The sequence below is a fragment of the Aquimarina atlantica genome, assembly GCF_000626715.1.
In the GTDB taxonomy this organism is placed as follows: Bacteria; Bacteroidota; Bacteroidia; order Flavobacteriales; family Flavobacteriaceae; genus Aquimarina; species Aquimarina atlantica.
Window position 1 is genome coordinate 27,015 of sequence record NZ_AQRA01000017.1, and the last position, 16,199, is coordinate 43,213.

17 protein-coding genes are annotated in these 16,199 nt (G+C 32.5%); 3 read left to right on the forward strand and 14 right to left on the reverse strand.

The genetic code is table 11. The features are described from left to right. Positions 1-6: 6 nt before the first annotated feature. From ATO12_RS23795 to ATO12_RS23850, 12 genes are all read right to left on the reverse strand, one after another. Positions 7-411 carry a GNAT family N-acetyltransferase gene (locus tag ATO12_RS23795; protein WP_034247458.1) on the reverse strand — a complete coding sequence of 135 codons (405 nt, stop codon included), beginning with the start codon at positions 409-411 and terminating at the stop codon, positions 7-9. Between the two features lie 6 nt (positions 412-417). Continuing rightward, positions 418-1,035 (reverse strand): DUF4230 domain-containing protein, encoded by a 618-nt coding sequence (locus tag ATO12_RS23800; RefSeq protein WP_034247460.1) that lies wholly within the window; start codon positions 1,033-1,035, stop codon positions 418-420. A 48-nt stretch (positions 1,036-1,083) separates the two neighbouring features. After that, the gene (locus ATO12_RS23805; RefSeq protein WP_034247462.1) at positions 1,084-1,458 is read right to left on the reverse strand and encodes a hypothetical protein; all 375 of its coding nucleotides are present in this window, start codon (positions 1,456-1,458) and stop codon (positions 1,084-1,086) included. Positions 1,459-1,547: 89 nt separating this feature from the next. Continuing rightward, complete coding sequence (locus tag ATO12_RS23810; RefSeq protein ID WP_034247464.1) at positions 1,548-1,904, reverse strand: DUF4260 domain-containing protein; 357 nt, start codon at positions 1,902-1,904, stop codon at positions 1,548-1,550. 2 nt (positions 1,905-1,906) lie between these two features. After that, complete coding sequence (locus ATO12_RS23815; RefSeq protein ID WP_034247465.1) at positions 1,907-2,653, reverse strand: cyclase family protein; 747 nt, start codon at positions 2,651-2,653, stop codon at positions 1,907-1,909. 30 nt (positions 2,654-2,683) lie between these two features. Further along, positions 2,684-3,820, reverse strand: coding sequence for a radical SAM family heme chaperone HemW (gene hemW / locus ATO12_RS23820; protein ID WP_034247467.1), 1,137 nt, complete (start codon positions 3,818-3,820; stop codon positions 2,684-2,686). A 30-nt stretch (positions 3,821-3,850) separates the two neighbouring features. Continuing rightward, positions 3,851-4,408, reverse strand: a complete 558-nt coding sequence (ruvC, locus tag ATO12_RS23825) for a crossover junction endodeoxyribonuclease RuvC (RefSeq protein WP_034247469.1) — start codon at positions 4,406-4,408, stop codon at positions 3,851-3,853. Between the two features lie 53 nt (positions 4,409-4,461). Beyond that, positions 4,462-4,941, reverse strand: coding sequence for a hypothetical protein (locus ATO12_RS23830; protein ID WP_034247470.1), 480 nt, complete (start codon positions 4,939-4,941; stop codon positions 4,462-4,464). Positions 4,942-4,998: 57 nt separating this feature from the next. Next, on the reverse strand, positions 4,999-6,150 hold the full coding sequence (locus tag ATO12_RS23835) for a tetratricopeptide repeat protein (RefSeq protein ID WP_081802154.1): 1,152 nt from the start codon (positions 6,148-6,150) through the stop codon (positions 4,999-5,001). Between the two features lie 235 nt (positions 6,151-6,385). Next, positions 6,386-7,804 (reverse strand): M56 family metallopeptidase, encoded by a 1,419-nt coding sequence (locus ATO12_RS23840; protein WP_034247474.1) that lies wholly within the window; start codon positions 7,802-7,804, stop codon positions 6,386-6,388. Between the two features lie 5 nt (positions 7,805-7,809). Then, positions 7,810-8,169, reverse strand: coding sequence for a BlaI/MecI/CopY family transcriptional regulator (locus ATO12_RS23845; protein ID WP_034247475.1), 360 nt, complete (start codon positions 8,167-8,169; stop codon positions 7,810-7,812). 158 nt (positions 8,170-8,327) lie between these two features. Then, positions 8,328-8,780, reverse strand: coding sequence for an energy transducer TonB (locus tag ATO12_RS23850; RefSeq protein ID WP_034247477.1), 453 nt, complete (start codon positions 8,778-8,780; stop codon positions 8,328-8,330). Positions 8,781-8,949: 169 nt separating this feature from the next. Here ATO12_RS23850 and ATO12_RS23855 point away from each other — a divergent pair, with 169 nt between their 5' ends. From ATO12_RS23855 to ATO12_RS23865, 3 genes are all read left to right on the forward strand, one after another. Then, entirely contained in the window at positions 8,950-9,450 is a 501-nt protein-coding gene (locus tag ATO12_RS23855) for a DUF456 domain-containing protein (protein ID WP_034247479.1), read from the forward strand. A 376-nt stretch (positions 9,451-9,826) separates the two neighbouring features. Beyond that, the gene (locus ATO12_RS23860; RefSeq protein WP_165583453.1) at positions 9,827-10,759 is read left to right on the forward strand and encodes a helix-turn-helix domain-containing protein; all 933 of its coding nucleotides are present in this window, start codon (positions 9,827-9,829) and stop codon (positions 10,757-10,759) included. 271 nt (positions 10,760-11,030) lie between these two features. Further along, entirely contained in the window at positions 11,031-11,903 is an 873-nt protein-coding gene (locus ATO12_RS23865) for a helix-turn-helix domain-containing protein (protein WP_165583454.1), read from the forward strand. 223 nt (positions 11,904-12,126) lie between these two features. Here ATO12_RS23865 and ATO12_RS23870 read toward each other — a convergent pair whose 3' ends face one another. Both ATO12_RS23870 and ATO12_RS23875 read right to left on the reverse strand, forming a co-directional pair. Further along, positions 12,127-14,991, reverse strand: coding sequence for a M4 family metallopeptidase (locus tag ATO12_RS23870; RefSeq protein ID WP_034247485.1), 2,865 nt, complete (start codon positions 14,989-14,991; stop codon positions 12,127-12,129). Between the two features lie 332 nt (positions 14,992-15,323). Continuing rightward, positions 15,324-16,055 (reverse strand): SIMPL domain-containing protein, encoded by a 732-nt coding sequence (locus ATO12_RS23875; RefSeq protein ID WP_034247487.1) that lies wholly within the window; start codon positions 16,053-16,055, stop codon positions 15,324-15,326. Between the last annotated feature and the right edge of the window lie 144 nt (positions 16,056-16,199).

The following is a 16,199-nucleotide window of genomic DNA, read 5'->3' on the forward strand; positions in this document are numbered from 1 at the left end:
TAAAGTTTATATATTTAATTTTCCCATCACCCAGGATGGGTTGTCCATACTATCAAATCCAAACTGTTGATACAATTTATGAGCATCTTTTGTAAGTAGCATCCATCTACGAATGGCCTGTAGTTCTGGGTGATCCATAACAGTTTGCATTAATTGCTTAGCATATCCATTTCCTTGTTGTTGTTCTATAATAAATACATCCATTAAGTATGCATACACCACATAATCGGTTAATACCCTTGTAAAACCGATTTGTTTTTCATCGAGATATATCCCGAAACACATCGAATGTTCGATAGTGGTTTTTACTTGTTCTTTAGTCCTTCCTGCTGCCCAATACGAGCGAGTTAAAAACTCATGGATAAAGTTAATATCTAATTTTTCTTTATCAGTAGAAATAACTATACTCATTATTCTTTATTCTAACTGTTTTGCGTCTTTATTATTGTTGTCGATTTTTAAAGCAGAATAATCCAATGTCCATCCAATAGATTCTGCAAGAGTTTCCATAAGAGAAATAGCTGTCAGAGCTTCTTTTTTTGCAGATTCCATAAGTCCACTCTGAGGGATTTTATCTTTTATAAATTGCTTAGCTTCTTTGTTAAGATCTGTAAGATCACCAGAGGTAAAAGGATTTAGCCAACCTTCTTTTTTGTCATAATACTTAAAATCGGTTTCTATAGTTAAGAGTTTTGGCTGTGGAAAATGCGTAAGGATAATTCGCTTATTTTTGGTGTCGCTCTCTAGTGCTATTTGAGATAAATCAAACCCTACATATGCTTTTGCTTCGATAATAATTAGTGCTTTTTTGGTTCCTGATAGTAATTTGAAAAACTTTTCTTTTACACTTTCATAATGGTAGATTTCAGCAAAATCACCTTCGACAGTAACTAGCTTGCAAACGCTTTTAATTTTTTCTTTAAGTACAACAGATTGTGTTTGTACAGATGATTTGTTTTTTGCGGCACTAAATCTTGCAAAAATAAAATAGGCTACAATAGCCCCCCCTAAAAGTCCAATAAACAATAACTCCATGGTGTAAAGATATGAAGAATATCGTTTAAGAAAATACAGGTGTTTACATTAATTGGTCATTAGAGAAAACCCTTCTTTAATCAAACGGTCAACATGAGTTTTGTCTACTTTTATTGTAATTGTAGGGCCAGAACAAATCTCACAAGCTTCGCACATTGCTATATCTTTTGGAGTAATATTTTCGAAATCTTTTAGCTCGATATTTAAACTCTTTAGGTAGTTATACACTTTGTTTTCTAATGTATTTCCTTCTGCATGTAACCAGGGTTCTTTGCATTGCTTAGTCGTTATTTTAAGTTTTGCCAAATCGGTATTAGAGTCTGCTTTTTTGGTGTCATCACCAGAACAGGAGAATGAAAAAGTAGTACATAAAAAAAGAATACTAAAAATTTTTAGTAAGTAAGAAAATGGTATTGTTTTCATGATTTTAGAACTTTGATCTACTACTTAGATGAAATGTTATCAAAAAAGTTGTCTGTAGAAATTGTTATATTTTAGTTAAAAACTCTAATCTAATTCTTTTTACCTATTTCGCCCAGATGTGTGAATTTGAACCCTTTTTCATATTTTAGGCCATATCCCAAAACTCTGTCGAAAGCAGCATGTGAAAAAAGAATGATTCCAGAAAGTTGTACTAGTTCGTTCGAGAAGTATATTCCTGTAAGATATATCAAAACTGCAATCCCTTTATGATGAAATATATTATAAGTGAATGCTCCAATTTTATTATTTATAATGTATCCTAACATTCCAATGTCGGGTACGAGGAATAAAGCTAAAAACAGCCACCAGGAGTAGGGTAATAAACCAAATAAATATACTCCTAATCCGAGCATTGCAATTTCTTCTAGTTGTAGTGTTGTTTTCATTTTTACAACATTTTATACAAAACAGGTTTGCTTGGTGATGCGTCATTTACAAAAGAGGCTATCTGAAGATTAAGAAGGTATTGCCCATCTGGGATTTTGGTGTCTACATAAATCATTTCTGTAATGGTGGCATGATGTCGGGTTGCTTTTGGGTAATCCCAGAAGGCTTTGTGGGCTAATAATTTTCCGTCATCTTTTTCTTTATCGACCGATGGCAAATCAATGAGAAGATGTTCTATATTTAAGGTTCTTATATAAGTAGCTGCTTCTTCTGTAAGATATGGCCAGTTGGTATTAGAATACTGTTTACTGCATTTCTCCTTTGTATTAGGAATCGTTCTTATAATAAGTGCTTCGGGTTGTACAGAAGTTATTACATTTTTAATATGATCTTTGGTAATTATATGATCTTCTCCTTGCTTTTCTGGTAAAATAGAAACGACTTCAGCAATAAAAAAGTAGTGCTTTAACGCATCATTAATGTTATAGAATTCGGGGGTAATATGGCCAACACATTCGGTATGAGTACCATGACCATGAGGGTTAAAATAAATATTGTTGAAGTTGGTTGAAGCTCCTTCGGATACTTTTCCAATCCATTCCCCATCGGTTACAGGTTCGATCTTTGGGCCATCGATATACCACGCATTTACATTTTCTTGTGATGCTCGTAAAGGAATGGATATATCTAACGGTTTTGAAAGATCAATTTTATAGGATTGATTATTGTGTTCTATTGTTGTAATCATAAGCTGTTCCAACTATTATTAGGAAGAAAATTACTCTAAATTTAGTAAGAAAAGATCACTTGCAATACCATCGCTTAAAAACTTTCCTTTTTTGGTTACTAATACTGTATCACCATCTAAGTATAGAAGATGAGTATCGATATGTTTTTGAGCTTGTTTAAGAAGGTACTCTTTGTATTTTTTCCCAAAATCCTTTTCTATTCTTTGTAGAGATACTCCCCAAATGGTACGTAATCCTGTCATGATATATTCATTGTAAGTATCGGTAACAGTTAGGTCTTCGATCTCTCGAGGCAGTTGATTTTGTTGTAACGCTTTGATGTATTTTACATTGTTATTAATGTTCCAACTTCGTTGTTTTCCGTTATAGGAATGTGCAGAAGGCCCGATACCCAAATAGCGTTTCCCTTGCCAATACGCAGTATTATTTTTACTGAAATATCCGGGCTTACCAAAATTAGATAATTCATAATGCTCGAACCCCTCTTTTTCTAAAGACGTTACGAGGATTTCAAAATGTTTTTGAGCTAAATTATCATCAACGGATGGGATTTCTCCTTTTTCGATCAATTTTGGTAAGGCTGTATTAGGCTCTACCGTTAAGGCATAGCAGGAAATATGCGGCACTTTAAAATCTAATGCTAATTGGATATTTTGTTTCCACTGGTCTATTGACATATTTGGGATACCATAAATCAAATCAATAGAGATATTATCAAAGTAATGTGTTGCCATAGAGAGGCATTTTTTAGCTTCTTTGGCATTATGAGCACGATTCATCATTTTAAGATCTTCTTCAAAGAAAGATTGGATACCTATGCTCAAGCGATTTACATTACTCTTAGCTAATAATTCTATTTTCTCTTCGGTAAGATCATCTGGATTGGCTTCGATGGTGATTTCTGCATTATCAGCGACATGATAGTATTTATAAATCACATTTATAATATGTTGCAATTTATCTATTGATAATACAGTTGGCGTACCGCCACCAAAGTATATAGTTTTAATCGTTTCGTTGGTGTCAACTTCTGGTTTTCGCAGTTTAATTTCATTACATAGGGCAGTGATCATTTCATCTTTTTTCTTCATCGAGGTCGAAAAATGAAAATCACAATAGTGGCAAGCTTGCTTACAGAAGGGAATATGGATATAAATACCGCTGATATTGTTAGGTTTTAGAATTACGATTTGTAGTTATTTTTTCACCCGTTTTTCGTTCTGTTTTACAAAAGCCGCCCAGCCTGTATAGCTTTTGCCTACGATATTAGCTCGACCCATATTATAAAAATGACATACTGCTGCTGCCAGGCCATCGGTAGAATCCAGGTTTTTGGGCAAGGTTTTGAGTTGTAAGAGGCTCTGTAACATTTTTGCCACCTGTTCTTTAGTCGCATTACCATTACCGGTAATTGCCATCTTAATTTTTTTTGGAGAATACTCGGTAATGGGTACCTCGCGACTTAGTCCTGCCGCCATAGCTACTCCTTGAGCTCTCCCCAGTTTGAGCATTGATTGTACATTTTTACCAAAAAAAGGAGCTTCTATTGCGATTTCATCGGGGTGATAGGTGTCTATAAGTTCTATAGTACGTTCAAAAATAAGTTTTAGTTTTATATAATGATCGTCATACTTACCAAGTTGAAGCTCATTTAATTGTAGAAAAGACATTTTTTTATTTTGAACTTTAATAAGTCCAAACCCCATAATTGTGGTTCCGGGATCAATACCTAGTATAATTTTTTCGTTACTCAAAAGAAGGGATTGTTTTATGTTACAAAGCTAAGCAATTAAGAATAAGTACAGCTTTAATCGATATGTATTACCAAAGGAAGTTTATAGAGTGTAGTTACGGGTGTACTACGGGTATGGGCTGGTTTAACTTCTGGTAAAGAATGAATACTTTTTTCTAAACGGTCTTTTAGATCTGGGATTTGTGTTTCTATATCGGGTGGTAAACTAATATCTTCGAGTATAATTTTTCCCTCTTTGGTTATAAGTAAAGGAACCCATATGGTATCATTAACAGCTTCTTTTACCGTAATCGTATGTTTTATAAGATCGTTGTGTATATGCTGTGTGATTGTATTCTGAAAGCACTGTTCTAGTTCTTCTTCAGATTTTCGTTTACAAACTGCAAATAGTGGAGGTTGTTCTACCTCATTCCAATTTAGTTTCTCTAATCCTTCTTTTATGATATCGTCTTTATGCTCTTTTTTAAGCACAAAATCTTTACATGAAAACAACGTAAAAACCAATAGACCTATATACCAATTCCTTACACTCATTATGCGTAGACTATTTCGGATAGCCAAACTACATAAAATTTTTAAGAGAGAGAAGTATTAGTTGTTTTTGGTTTTATTTTGGATTTCTTCTTCTAATTGAGCTATTCTTTTTTTGACAATCATATTAAAATAATCTTTTTTATCGGTATCGAACTTTTTCAGATAGGTTTGATAATATTTTAGTTTAATTTCAGGGTCCTGATAGTGTGCATCTGCAAACATTGCTAATTGATAGTGAGCCCTACTATTATTAGGAGCTTCTTTAATAGCTAGTTTAGCATACCGTATTGCATTTTTCCATTTTTCCTGAAACCGATATAGTAATGCGATAGAAAGAAGATCTTCGTCTACGGATATATCTTTTAATGCAAGTGCTTTTTTGTAATATTCTAATGCATTGTCATATTTTTTGAGCTGCTGATAAGCATGTCCCAATAATGAATACGTGTTTGGAGATTTGCTATTATATTTTAGTACTTCATTAAAATGAAAAATGGCCTTTTCATATGCATAGGCTTTGCTGTAGCACAATCCTAATTTAGAATGTATAAATTCACTTTCCTGATTTAAATCAAACAGTTTTTGAAAATACGGGAGTGCGGTATCATAATCTTCTCGAAATAGGAAATTCTGCCCCAAAACACTTATAAGTTCGACATTTTCGGGATATGAACGCAAACCTATATTTGCCGTTTTCCAGACCATGTCATAATTTCTTTTCTTCAGGTAATTTTTAGAGATTTCAAAACAGCTTTTCTGATGCGTACTGTCTAGTCGAAACGCTTCTTTAAAATAAGAGATGGCCACTGTGTCTTTCAACTTTTTTTTGATTACACCTAACCGATATTGAAAATCAGGATTTTTCGGATACTTCAGGGCGAGACCTGTATACATACTATCTGCTTTTTTAAATTTACCTGTGATCATTAATAATTTGGCGTATTCTAGTTTTACAGAAGTTGTAGGAGTGGTGTTTTTTAATACCTGTTTGTAGTATGATAGTGCATCTGCATAGGTGCCTTTGGCTCTATGTGATTTTGCAATTTGTAATAGTACGTACTGATTTTTAGGGACTATTTCCTGATATTTCTTAATTGCTTTAGAATAATCTCCAAAACTATATAAACTATCAGCTATGGTTAAGGCCGAAGACTGAGCCATGGCTTGATAAATGATTATGTATAAGATAAATATTAAAGCTCTATTCATGTTTTTTATATCGGTTCTGTATAAGAAAAGTAATGTGGTTAGAAAGATATTGTTTTTCAGTTCAGTATAAGTTGAATAGCCAAACTATATAAGGTTTTTAAGAAGGAAGTACTAGTTGTTTTTGGTTTTATTTTGGATTGAGGTTAATGAAATTTATAAACGATGATGATACACTCTAAAGAGTATTAAAAGATTCTTTTTTTAATACTCTTTAGAGTGGACATTTTAAATTCTTCTACTCTATCATAAGGACTATAGGTAGTGAATATAGAACTCCTACTTTTTCTCCTTGATGTTCTCCCGGAATCATTTGAGGAAAAGATTGTATTACTCTTTTAGCTTCTTGTTCAAGTTCAGGAATAGGTGCTCTTGCCTGTACATCGACTATTTTACCAGTATTGTCGATTTTGAATCGAACATAAATCCTGTTAATTCCTGTTAGACCATTAGATTCGGCTATTTTTATATTAAAATTGGTGTTTACAAACTTTTTAATTTCATTAGACACACATTTCTTTCTTTGCGAGTTATCTATAGTGCTATTACAACTGTTGGTAGTTGGTACTTTATCAATTATTGAAAACGGAATTTCGACTTTACCAAGATCGTTTTTGTATTTTGATAAATCCTCACGATCTTTTGCAAGCAATACTTTTAAAGCTTCTTCTTCTTCGTCAGTTAATCCACCAGTAACCGTAATAGCATCTTTTAGGTCTTTAATAAGTTCTATTGGCCTTTTTTGATCTGCTTGCTTTTTAATAATTTTTTCAGGTTCCTGATTGCTTAAATCTTCTGTGCATGAGGTATATACCAATATACTACAAACTATAGGTAATAAGAGTAAATACTTTAGCTTTAGTGTTTTTTTTGATTTTGATTTTTGTAACATTAGAATTCGTTTTTTAATTAATGAATAATTGAAAAATTGATTGATAAATTTTATGTTTTCAGTGGCAAAAACAGTATTTAATAATTGTTCATAGTACTTTTTTTTACCTAATATTTTAATGCTTTTTGCATCTGCAATGAATTCATGTATAACATTTATTCTTAATTGATATAGATATACCAAAGGATTAAACCAGAAAACTATTTTGAGTAACTCGAACCATAAAAGATCTAGAGAATGTTTCTCTTGCAGATGAACTATTTCGTGAGTAATAACTTGTTTTCTCTCTATACTATTTAATTGATCACCAATGTATACTGTTTTAAAAAAAGAGAAAGCATCTTTACTGTCTCGTATGGTGTAGATTTTATAACCATGAATGTAATTATAAGTTGCGTTGTTTTGAATAGTCTTAAGAGCTATTATTTTTCTTATGAATAAAATAAGCATAATACAGATTCCGATACCATAACACAGTTGCCACCAATTCATATTTCCCATTGAATTCCAAATGTATAAGATGGAAGGGGTTTCGACTTCGATTTGTTGTCCTATAAATACTGTTGGTAACTGAAAAACGTATTCTTCTGGAATGTTTTCTTGTATACTTTTTATTTTGATAAAAGGTAGGATGAAAGAAAGTATAGAGGTACTTAATAAATACAACCTATTCCAGGTAAAAAAGGTGTCTTTTTTATGAAACACATCATAAAGCACTAGAAATAGGACTTGAAAAATAACAGTTTGTAGAAGATAGTAGAGCATGATTTTTATTTTTCTTTATCTAATTCTTTTAAAATCTGTTCGAGGTCTTTGATATCCATATCATTCTTTTTTACAAAAAAAGAAACCATATTTCTAAAAGATCCATTAAAATAATTGTTCATCAACTTGTTAAGAGATTGATTGCTATATTCTTCTTTTTTAACAAGAGGGAAGTAGATATATCCTTTGCCTTTTTTACGATGGGAAACAAACGCTTTGTTCTCCAGGATTCTAATGATGGTAGAAATGGTGTTGTATGCAGGTTTGGGTTCTGGCATTTGCTCAATAATAGAAGCAACATTGGCTTCTTCTAGTTGCCATAACCATTGCATTACTTCTTCTTCTGCTTTTGTGAGTTGTTTCATCTATTGGTTGTTATGTCCTGTTTCCGAAAAGACGGAAATGATTTAACTAAAAACTTAGTTCTATAAAGCAAATATAACTAAATTTTTAGTTTAAACTAATTTTTTAGTTGAAAAAATTAAAAGTTGACTGCGTGCATTTAAAAAAATAAGCCTCAGAATTAATCGTTACCTGTTATTCGTTTTTGTGAAGATAAGTTGATCTCTGTTGTTTGTATTTCGAATACAATAGGTAAGGTGTATACGTCTTCAAAAATTTCTTTCTCTTCTAGAGAAGTCTTTTCTGATTTTGGAATTGTATATGGAAAAGCTTGTAGGGTTTTTATGGCTTCTAATTCTAGCTCCATAGATGATGACTTTGCCTGGATATCAACGATTCGACCAATTTGATCAATTTTAAATCGAACGTACACTCTGTTGGTTCCTGGTTTTGCATATGGTGTTATTGCGGCGATATTATAATTGGCATCTACAAACTCTTGTATTACTGTAATAATGCAGTTTTGTCTTATACGTTCATTGGTCGAATCTTTACATTTCAGAATGGGGTTATTTTGGGAAAAAGATGCCGAAAATATCATTAATCCAATAAGTAATACTAAAAAAGATCGCATAATTTTGGGGTAGTTTTAAATCAATTATTGGATTATTTGTATTTACAGGAACAAAAAAATAAAATAAAAATGTATTAAAAGAGATATGAAGGCATTAATAGATGAAACACATTGTTAATTGATATTTGCGTAACAAATCAGAAACATTTTCGTCATATAAATAAAGAGCATGGATATAGCATTAATCATCATAGGGTTTTTATTTTGCCTTCTGGGTTTGGTGGGAAGTTTTCTTCCTGTATTACCTGGTCCATTTACTTCGTGGATAGGGTTGTTGATTATTCATTTTACAGATGCTATCCCACAAAACTGGACTTTTTTAGGAATTACCTTAGGGATATCGATAGTAGTTTGGGTTCTGGATTATATTGTTCCTGCTCTGGGCACAAAACGGTTTGGAGGTACCAAATACGGAATGATAGGTAGTTCTATTGGCCTTATTATCGGGATCATTTTTATGGGACCTTTTGGTATCATAATAGGTCCATTTGCGGGAGCTTTTATAGGCGAACTCATAAGAGATAGTAGTGAATCTTCAAAAGCATTAAAAGCTGCTTTTGGTTCCTTTATTGGTTTTTTGGCAGGCACATTTCTTAAGTTTATTGTATCTGTAGGATTTCTTATATTCTTTTTTATAAAAGTATGGGAAAATTGGGGAGAACTGTTTTAAATTTTTACATCTACACATAGCCTTCTTAACAATAATCTTGATCATGAATATTCATTTTTGATATATAAGCCTATATATCCTATATGATAATATCTTCATATACTGGTTATCTATATATATAAGGAATGCAGAAGGCGTATTGAAGGTTTTATTGCATATTTGGTATAAATTTTGTGAAAAAAATAAGTATTTTGCAAACACACACAACTCAACTTTTTTTATGGATACGATCTTTCTTTTCTTTTTAGTCCTGGGTGTGCAATCCCTGATAGTTGCTTTAATTTTACTTTTTTATAAATCCAAAAAACAAAAGGTAAATAGGTATTTAGGTTTTTTTTTCATTTTTCTTAGTATTGAATTATTTAGCTACGTTTTGATGCGAAATACGGATCAATATATAGCATCTTATAATCCTTTTAGATTTAATTTTTTAAATATAATTCTTATTTATTTCTATGCTGTAGAGACTGCGGGTATTGAAATCAAGAATAAGTATCGATATTATATTCCTGGTATATTAGAATTTCTTATTCTGTCTTTGATTTTTGTTAAAGTAAATAATACCCCGGATTTAGTATATTCTCGTAATACTATAATATTTTTGTACTCTTATATCATTTCTTGCTCGGCTTTTATTGCATATATGTGTATAAGAATACTATTTGTTATTAAGAATCATACTACTTTTTTGCCCTTCTTTTACACAGATACAAGATATAAATCTCTGTTATGGCTAAAGATATTCTGTATTATATTTATTATTTATCATATAATGGCATTAGCATCTGTACTTGTTTTATCAGAATATAAGTATATGACAACTATATCTGATGGTTTGTCTTTATTGTTATTATATTATTTTACCATAGGAAGTTTAATACAAATTAACATTGTCAATATCACATCTAAAAGCGAGGTAGAATTATCAAAACGTAGACGAGAAGAAAATAAGGAAATTTATAAGCGAGTTACCAAAGCAATAGAGCAATGTATGATAGAGGAAAAAGCTTTTCTGGATCCGGATATGACGTTAAAAACTTTTGCAAAAAGAGTGGGAGAGCCGAGTCGTCTCATTTCTAAAACTATTAATGAGATGGAGTATAAGAACTTTAACTTGTATCTTAATCATTACAGAGTTGAAGAATTTAAAACACTTATAGAATCAGAGAAATATCAAAAATATAGCAATACAGCATTAGCTAAAGAGGCTGGATTTAATTCGAGAGCTTCTTTTTATAAAAACTTTAAAGATATTGTAGGGATTTCTCCTTCAGATTATTTTGAGAGTTTAAATCAGGATACCATATAGGTTTTTTTAGTTCAAAAAATCATTTTTTTAACGCATCAATATTTTTTTTAAAATAATGGATACTTTATTTATATTCTATTTGGCTTTAGGGATACAATCCATGATCGTTGCCTTGATTTTATTTTTTTATAAATCCCAGAAACAAAAAGTAAATAAATATTTAGGGTTTTTCTTTATCTCTCTTTGTATTGAATTGCTGAGTTTTGTGTTGTTGTGGGACATGGAGGAAATGTTCAAATCTTATAATCCGTTCACATTCAATTTTTTGAATATGGTCCTCGTTTTCTTCTATGCCACAGAGACTACAGGTATTGAGATTAAGAATAAATATCGATATTATATTCCCGCGATACTAGAATTCTTAGTGTTTTCTATACTCCTTATAAAAGTAATTGGGAGCCCAGATCTTGTACTTTCTATGGAGCATATCTTGTTTTTATATTTTGATTTATTTTCTTCCACTGTTTTTATAATTTATATGTGTGTGAGAACGATACTGGTTATCAAGGATCACAATAAATTTTTACCCTTCTTTTATACGGATGCGAAATATAAATCTCTGTTATGGTTAAAAATATTTTGTATTGTATTTATTGCTTATCATTTAATTGCATTTGGCGCAGTAATTACCGCACTTGAAAATGAGTATATGCGATTTGTACTTGATGGTTTGGCTTTATTGTTGCTCTATTATGTTACCATAGGAAGTTTGACACAAATTAACATTGTTAATATTACGTCTGAAAGCGAGGTGAAGTTGTCAAAACGTAAACAAGAAGAAAATAAGGAAATTTATAAACGAGTTTCCAAAGCAATAGAGCGATGTATGGTAGAGGAAAAAGCTTTTTTGGATCATGATATGACATTAAAAACTTTTGCTAAAAGAGTGGGAGAATCGAGCCGTCTCATTTCTAAAACTATTAATGAGATGGAATATAAAAACTTTAATATGTATCTTAATCATTACAGAGTTGAAGAATTTAAAATACTTATAGAATCAGAGAAGTATCAAAAATATAGCAATACAGCATTAGCTAGGGAAGCCGGATTTAATTCGAGAGCTTCTTTTTATAAAAATTTTAAAGATATTGTGGGTATTTCTCCAACAGATTATTTTGATAGCTTAAATTCTGATATTGTCTAATTTTGAAAAGAATTAGTTATTGAATTTGCAAAATATCAATACATAATATTTGTGTTTTTGAGGACCTTACTTTAAACTAATCTGTTACTACTTAAAGTATATAAACGATTTATTATGATGTTAAAATAAAATCGCCCGGAAATATTTCCGGGCGATTCTTGCTGCTAAAATCTAAGTTGAGTTAAAAGAGTTAGCTGATATTTATAACAACACAAATAACTTACTATTTAATAATTACTTTCTTTACATCTTGATTCCCTCTCTTTACAAAGTAAATACCAGGGTTTAATCCAGATACATCTACCTTTATAGTGTTATTTCCTAAGGTTGATTTTACTTCTTTGTTGTATACTACTTTTCCTAGGATATTAACAATTCTGATTTGAGATACATTATCTAAAGACTTGAAAGATATGTTAAGATCTTTCGATGCCGGATTTGGATACACATTAAATCCAGTAGCGTTGTTTAGGTTACTTCCAAATGCTGAGGCAAAAAAGGCTGAATCACAAGAACCAATAACTATCCAACCTCTAGCGGTTAATTCGTATATGGTACCAAAGTATTTTACTTTATCTCCAATAGAATACGTATTTCCTGGTTGATACTCTGGGATGGTGTCACAGTTATTACCATTAGTATCTTCTAGAGTAGTAAAGCTTATTACAGCAGAGTAAGGGGCGTCTATCTGGTTACCACCAGTTGTTCCGCATTGACCAAGATTTTTCCATGAAGTAGCAGTTTTTTCATATAAATACCCCTGGTATGTAACCTTATCACCAACCTGATATGGGTTACCTGCTTGATACGCTGGTACACCAGCACAAGGATCTGTACCGCCATCTGTAGAACAGGTGTATTTTACTCTTGCTTCATATTTTGTATTCGCTGCCAAACCAGTAAGGTTAGTAGTAGCTCCAGAAACTGTAGAAGTTGTGTACGAAGCATCTGCGGCTTTTTTATACTCAAAAGTATAGTTTGATACTCCGCTTATACCTGTCCAGCTTACAGTTGCAGAGTTTATAGTTATATTAGATGAATTTACACCTGTAACGGCGTTACAATCACCCCCGCCACCATCTGTAGCAGTAGTAAATCTTATCACAGTTGAGTATGGTGCAGTTTCACCATTGGTACAAGCATATTTTAAACGTACTTCGTACGCAGTATCTACTGTTAGGCCGTCTAATGTTTTGCTGGTACCTGTTACAGAAGATGTAGTATACGAAGCATCTGCAGCTTTTTTGTACTCAAAAGTGTATGTAGAGATGCCTGTAACTGCATTCCAGTTAATTGTAGCACCATTTTTAGTAATATTAGATGCTGCTACTCCACTTACAGCAGAACAGTCACCACCGCCACCATCACAGTTAGCATTACCAGTGAACTTAGCACCAACACCTACAGCATTCATAGCGTTAGTTACAACTTTTATTTCACACGAATTAGCGCCGTATAAATCTTTAGCGGCATTAATTACTGCATTTCTTGCATCAGCATATTTTGAGCTTCTTGTTAGGTAATTTGTTAGAGAACGATATGCAATTTTTCCTGCTTTTTCGATACCAATACCTTCTACATCATAAGCTGTACCATTATCATTAGATCCTTTTGCTCCTTGAGATACGATATAGAACCAATGGTTCATTACACCACTGTTGGTATGCACGCCTCCATTGTCAGCAGAACCTTGTGCAGTAGATACCCAGTTAGTTCCTCTATATGTATCGGGTTGATTATGTTGCTTAGGGTTAGATAGATCTCTTTTAAGTCTTGGATCTGGGTGTTTATCTGCTAGTTTCCAAACCTTGGCATCTACTACTTTATTAAAGGTGTAATACTCTACCAAAGATCCAAACATATCGCTATACGATTCATTAAGAGCTCCAGATTCTCCCTGGTATACCATTGCTCCAGATTCTTGAGTAACCCCGTGTACCATCTCATGACCAACTACATCTAACGCAGTAACCGGGGTACCTTGAAGTTGTCTGGTATTTCCGTAGTACATCCAGGTGCCAGACCAAAATGCATTGTCATCACCATATCGACCGGCACCGTTTACATATATGTTGATATTGCTTCCTCTATTATCATAACTAGAGCGATTAAACTCGTTTTTAAACATATCCCAGGTTTTTTCTGCTCCCCAGTATGCAGCTGTTCTGTGGTTTTGTTCTCCGCCAATTCTAAAATCTTTAGTTTGACTCGAATAGATAGAACGAGTGTTTGTAGGTTCAAGTATTGCTGTTCCTGTAGCATTAACTTGTAGTTGTGCTCCTTGCATATCGTATAAAGCAAGTTTTCTATCTCCAGATTGTCTCATTTCATATCGACCACCATTTTGTGTAACCGTTATGTTTTGAGGACCATAGTATCCTGTGTCTGTAGTACCATCTACATGGTGTATCTTTTCTTCAATAAAAAGAATTTCGCCATTTGAAGCATCTACAAAAACTTCTTTACGTCCAAAAGGTTCTACAGAGTACATATCGAATTTGTATGCTAATCTCAATGCGTTGGCATTCATTGCATTGTTTTTAGTGATGTACACTAATTCACCTTCACTACTTACTTTCTCACCTCTGAAAGTTTTATTGTTAGCTCTGGGAGCTCTAGCTTCCCAGACATATTGCTTTGCTTTAATTACATCTTTTGCTTTTTGTAATGCCTGAGCAGAAGATAACGTACTGCTTTTTGCAAAAGATTTAGCTGGCGTTGCTGTAAACCATTCTCCGTTGGCAGAAGTTACCTGCCCGTTTTTAACATGGATCAAGTACATAGAACTCTCTACAGGAATCCCATTAATAGATTGTTGTAAACGGTAGTGAGTGAAACCTAATTCATCTTTTACAACTTCAGAAATGATAACGCCTTGCCCTGGTACTTTATCAAAGTGCTCCGACATAAAGATCTCTGGAGAAGAGAATGATGATTTTTTTGCTCCGTTTTGAGCAGCATCAAAATCGATCGCTCTTGGGGCCATTCCGTCGCCTCCTTTTTGAACAATGTTATACTTCTCTTGTCCATAAGAAGAAAGCATAAGTACCATTGCAAATGCAATTAAGATGTTTAGTTTTTTTTTCATAATTATTGATTTTGAGTTTGTTTTAAGGAGACGAAATTATTCCAAACAAAACCTCAGATCAACAAACACCTGTCTTAAACTATGGTTAAGACGGCTTATGTAGAATATTGAGACACCTTAATTATTTTATTTTCAATATGTTACATGATTTGAGTGGAAAACGAAGAGAGGAAGGGTTTTTAGTAGTTTTTTAAGACAAAAATGCATTTTACGCTTGATATTTTAACATTTTTTGTAAGAATAATAGCTATTCTAAGTGTCTGGATTTGTATTCTTTGTAAGAATATTTAGGTTAACTTCTTACTTTCTTATGTCAATATCACTACAAAAAATCATTTTAGTGTGTAGATAAGTTTTGTGGTGATAGAAGCTGTTTTTTCTCTAGAAGAGGTGTTTAGTGCTCCACCCCATGAATGATCTTCTCCAGAATATTTACCGGTTATTTGAAAAATACCCATTTTGGCAAGAGTTAACTCTCCGAGTGTAGAGCCAGAATTCTTAGCTATTTTCTCTGCTCTTAATTGTGCATTTTCGGTTGCTTTAGAGATCATTTCGATTTTTAGCTCTGCTAGTTTTGTATAGTAATATCGTGGTTTTTTTGAAGAAAACTGAACTCCTTTGTTTAATAATGTTGTGATCTCTCTAGATATTTGTTCAACCTTTTCGATTTCACTAGAGTTTATTTTTATGGTTTGTGATAATTGATACCCTGTAAAGCTTTCGCCAAGATAATTACCGGTACTAGAGTAATTAGGTTTTGTAATACGATGGGTTGTCACGGCATCAAAAACTACAGTTTTTATATCGATACCATTGGCGTTTAAATAATCGGTAACCGTTTTTTTATCTTCTTTTAGGTCGTTATACGCTTGTTGGAGGTCGGTATTTGTTTTGATGAATTCTCCTTCCCAAACAATAAGATCCGAAGTAAAATTAGTGGTACCATGCCCTGTTACTGCAATTGTTCTTTCGGGTTTATTGCGATTCATATACGCATTTCCTAAAACTATAGAAGAAATAACTATGGCTAACGAAAATAGAACAGAACTAATATTGGTTTTCATTTTTTTGAAATTTTATGCAGATCTAAGGTAAGCATAAAGAAAGTGTTGAAGTCCCCGGAATACAGTGAATTTTAGATGGTTAACTGTTAAAATTGTAAATGATGTCTTTTTTAACACTTAATGAGAAAAAGAAATTCTCTGAAA

Bases quoted from the DNA above. Each gene is read 5' to 3' on its own strand.
- ATO12_RS23850 (WP_034247477.1), bottom strand. From the start codon at position 8,780: ATGCGATCTTTTTTAGTATTACTTATTGGATTAATGATATTTTCGGCA.
- ATO12_RS23815 (WP_034247465.1), bottom strand. From the start codon at position 2,653: ATGATTACAACAATAGAACACAATAATCAATCCTATAAAATTGATCTT.
- ATO12_RS23870 (WP_034247485.1), bottom strand. From the start codon at position 14,991: ATGAAAAAAAAACTAAACATCTTAATTGCATTTGCAATGGTACTTATG.
- ATO12_RS23855 (WP_034247479.1), top strand. From the start codon at position 8,950: ATGGATATAGCATTAATCATCATAGGGTTTTTATTTTGCCTTCTGGGT.
- ATO12_RS23865 (WP_165583454.1), top strand. From the start codon at position 11,031: ATGGTCCTCGTTTTCTTCTATGCCACAGAGACTACAGGTATTGAGATT.
- ATO12_RS23840 (WP_034247474.1), bottom strand. From the start codon at position 7,804: ATGCTCTACTATCTTCTACAAACTGTTATTTTTCAAGTCCTATTTCTA.
- ATO12_RS23805 (WP_034247462.1), bottom strand. From the start codon at position 1,458: ATGAAAACAATACCATTTTCTTACTTACTAAAAATTTTTAGTATTCTT.
- ATO12_RS23810 (WP_034247464.1), bottom strand. From the start codon at position 1,904: ATGAAAACAACACTACAACTAGAAGAAATTGCAATGCTCGGATTAGGA.
- ATO12_RS23875 (WP_034247487.1), bottom strand. From the start codon at position 16,055: ATGAAAACCAATATTAGTTCTGTTCTATTTTCGTTAGCCATAGTTATT.
- ATO12_RS23845 (WP_034247475.1), bottom strand. From the start codon at position 8,169: ATGAAACAACTCACAAAAGCAGAAGAAGAAGTAATGCAATGGTTATGG.
- ATO12_RS23795 (WP_034247458.1), bottom strand. From the start codon at position 411: ATGAGTATAGTTATTTCTACTGATAAAGAAAAATTAGATATTAACTTT.
- ATO12_RS23835 (WP_081802154.1), bottom strand. From the start codon at position 6,150: ATGAATAGAGCTTTAATATTTATCTTATACATAATCATTTATCAAGCC.
- ATO12_RS23860 (WP_165583453.1), top strand. From the start codon at position 9,827: ATGCGAAATACGGATCAATATATAGCATCTTATAATCCTTTTAGATTT.
- ATO12_RS23830 (WP_034247470.1), bottom strand. From the start codon at position 4,941: ATGAGTGTAAGGAATTGGTATATAGGTCTATTGGTTTTTACGTTGTTT.
- ATO12_RS23800 (WP_034247460.1), bottom strand. From the start codon at position 1,035: ATGGAGTTATTGTTTATTGGACTTTTAGGGGGGGCTATTGTAGCCTAT.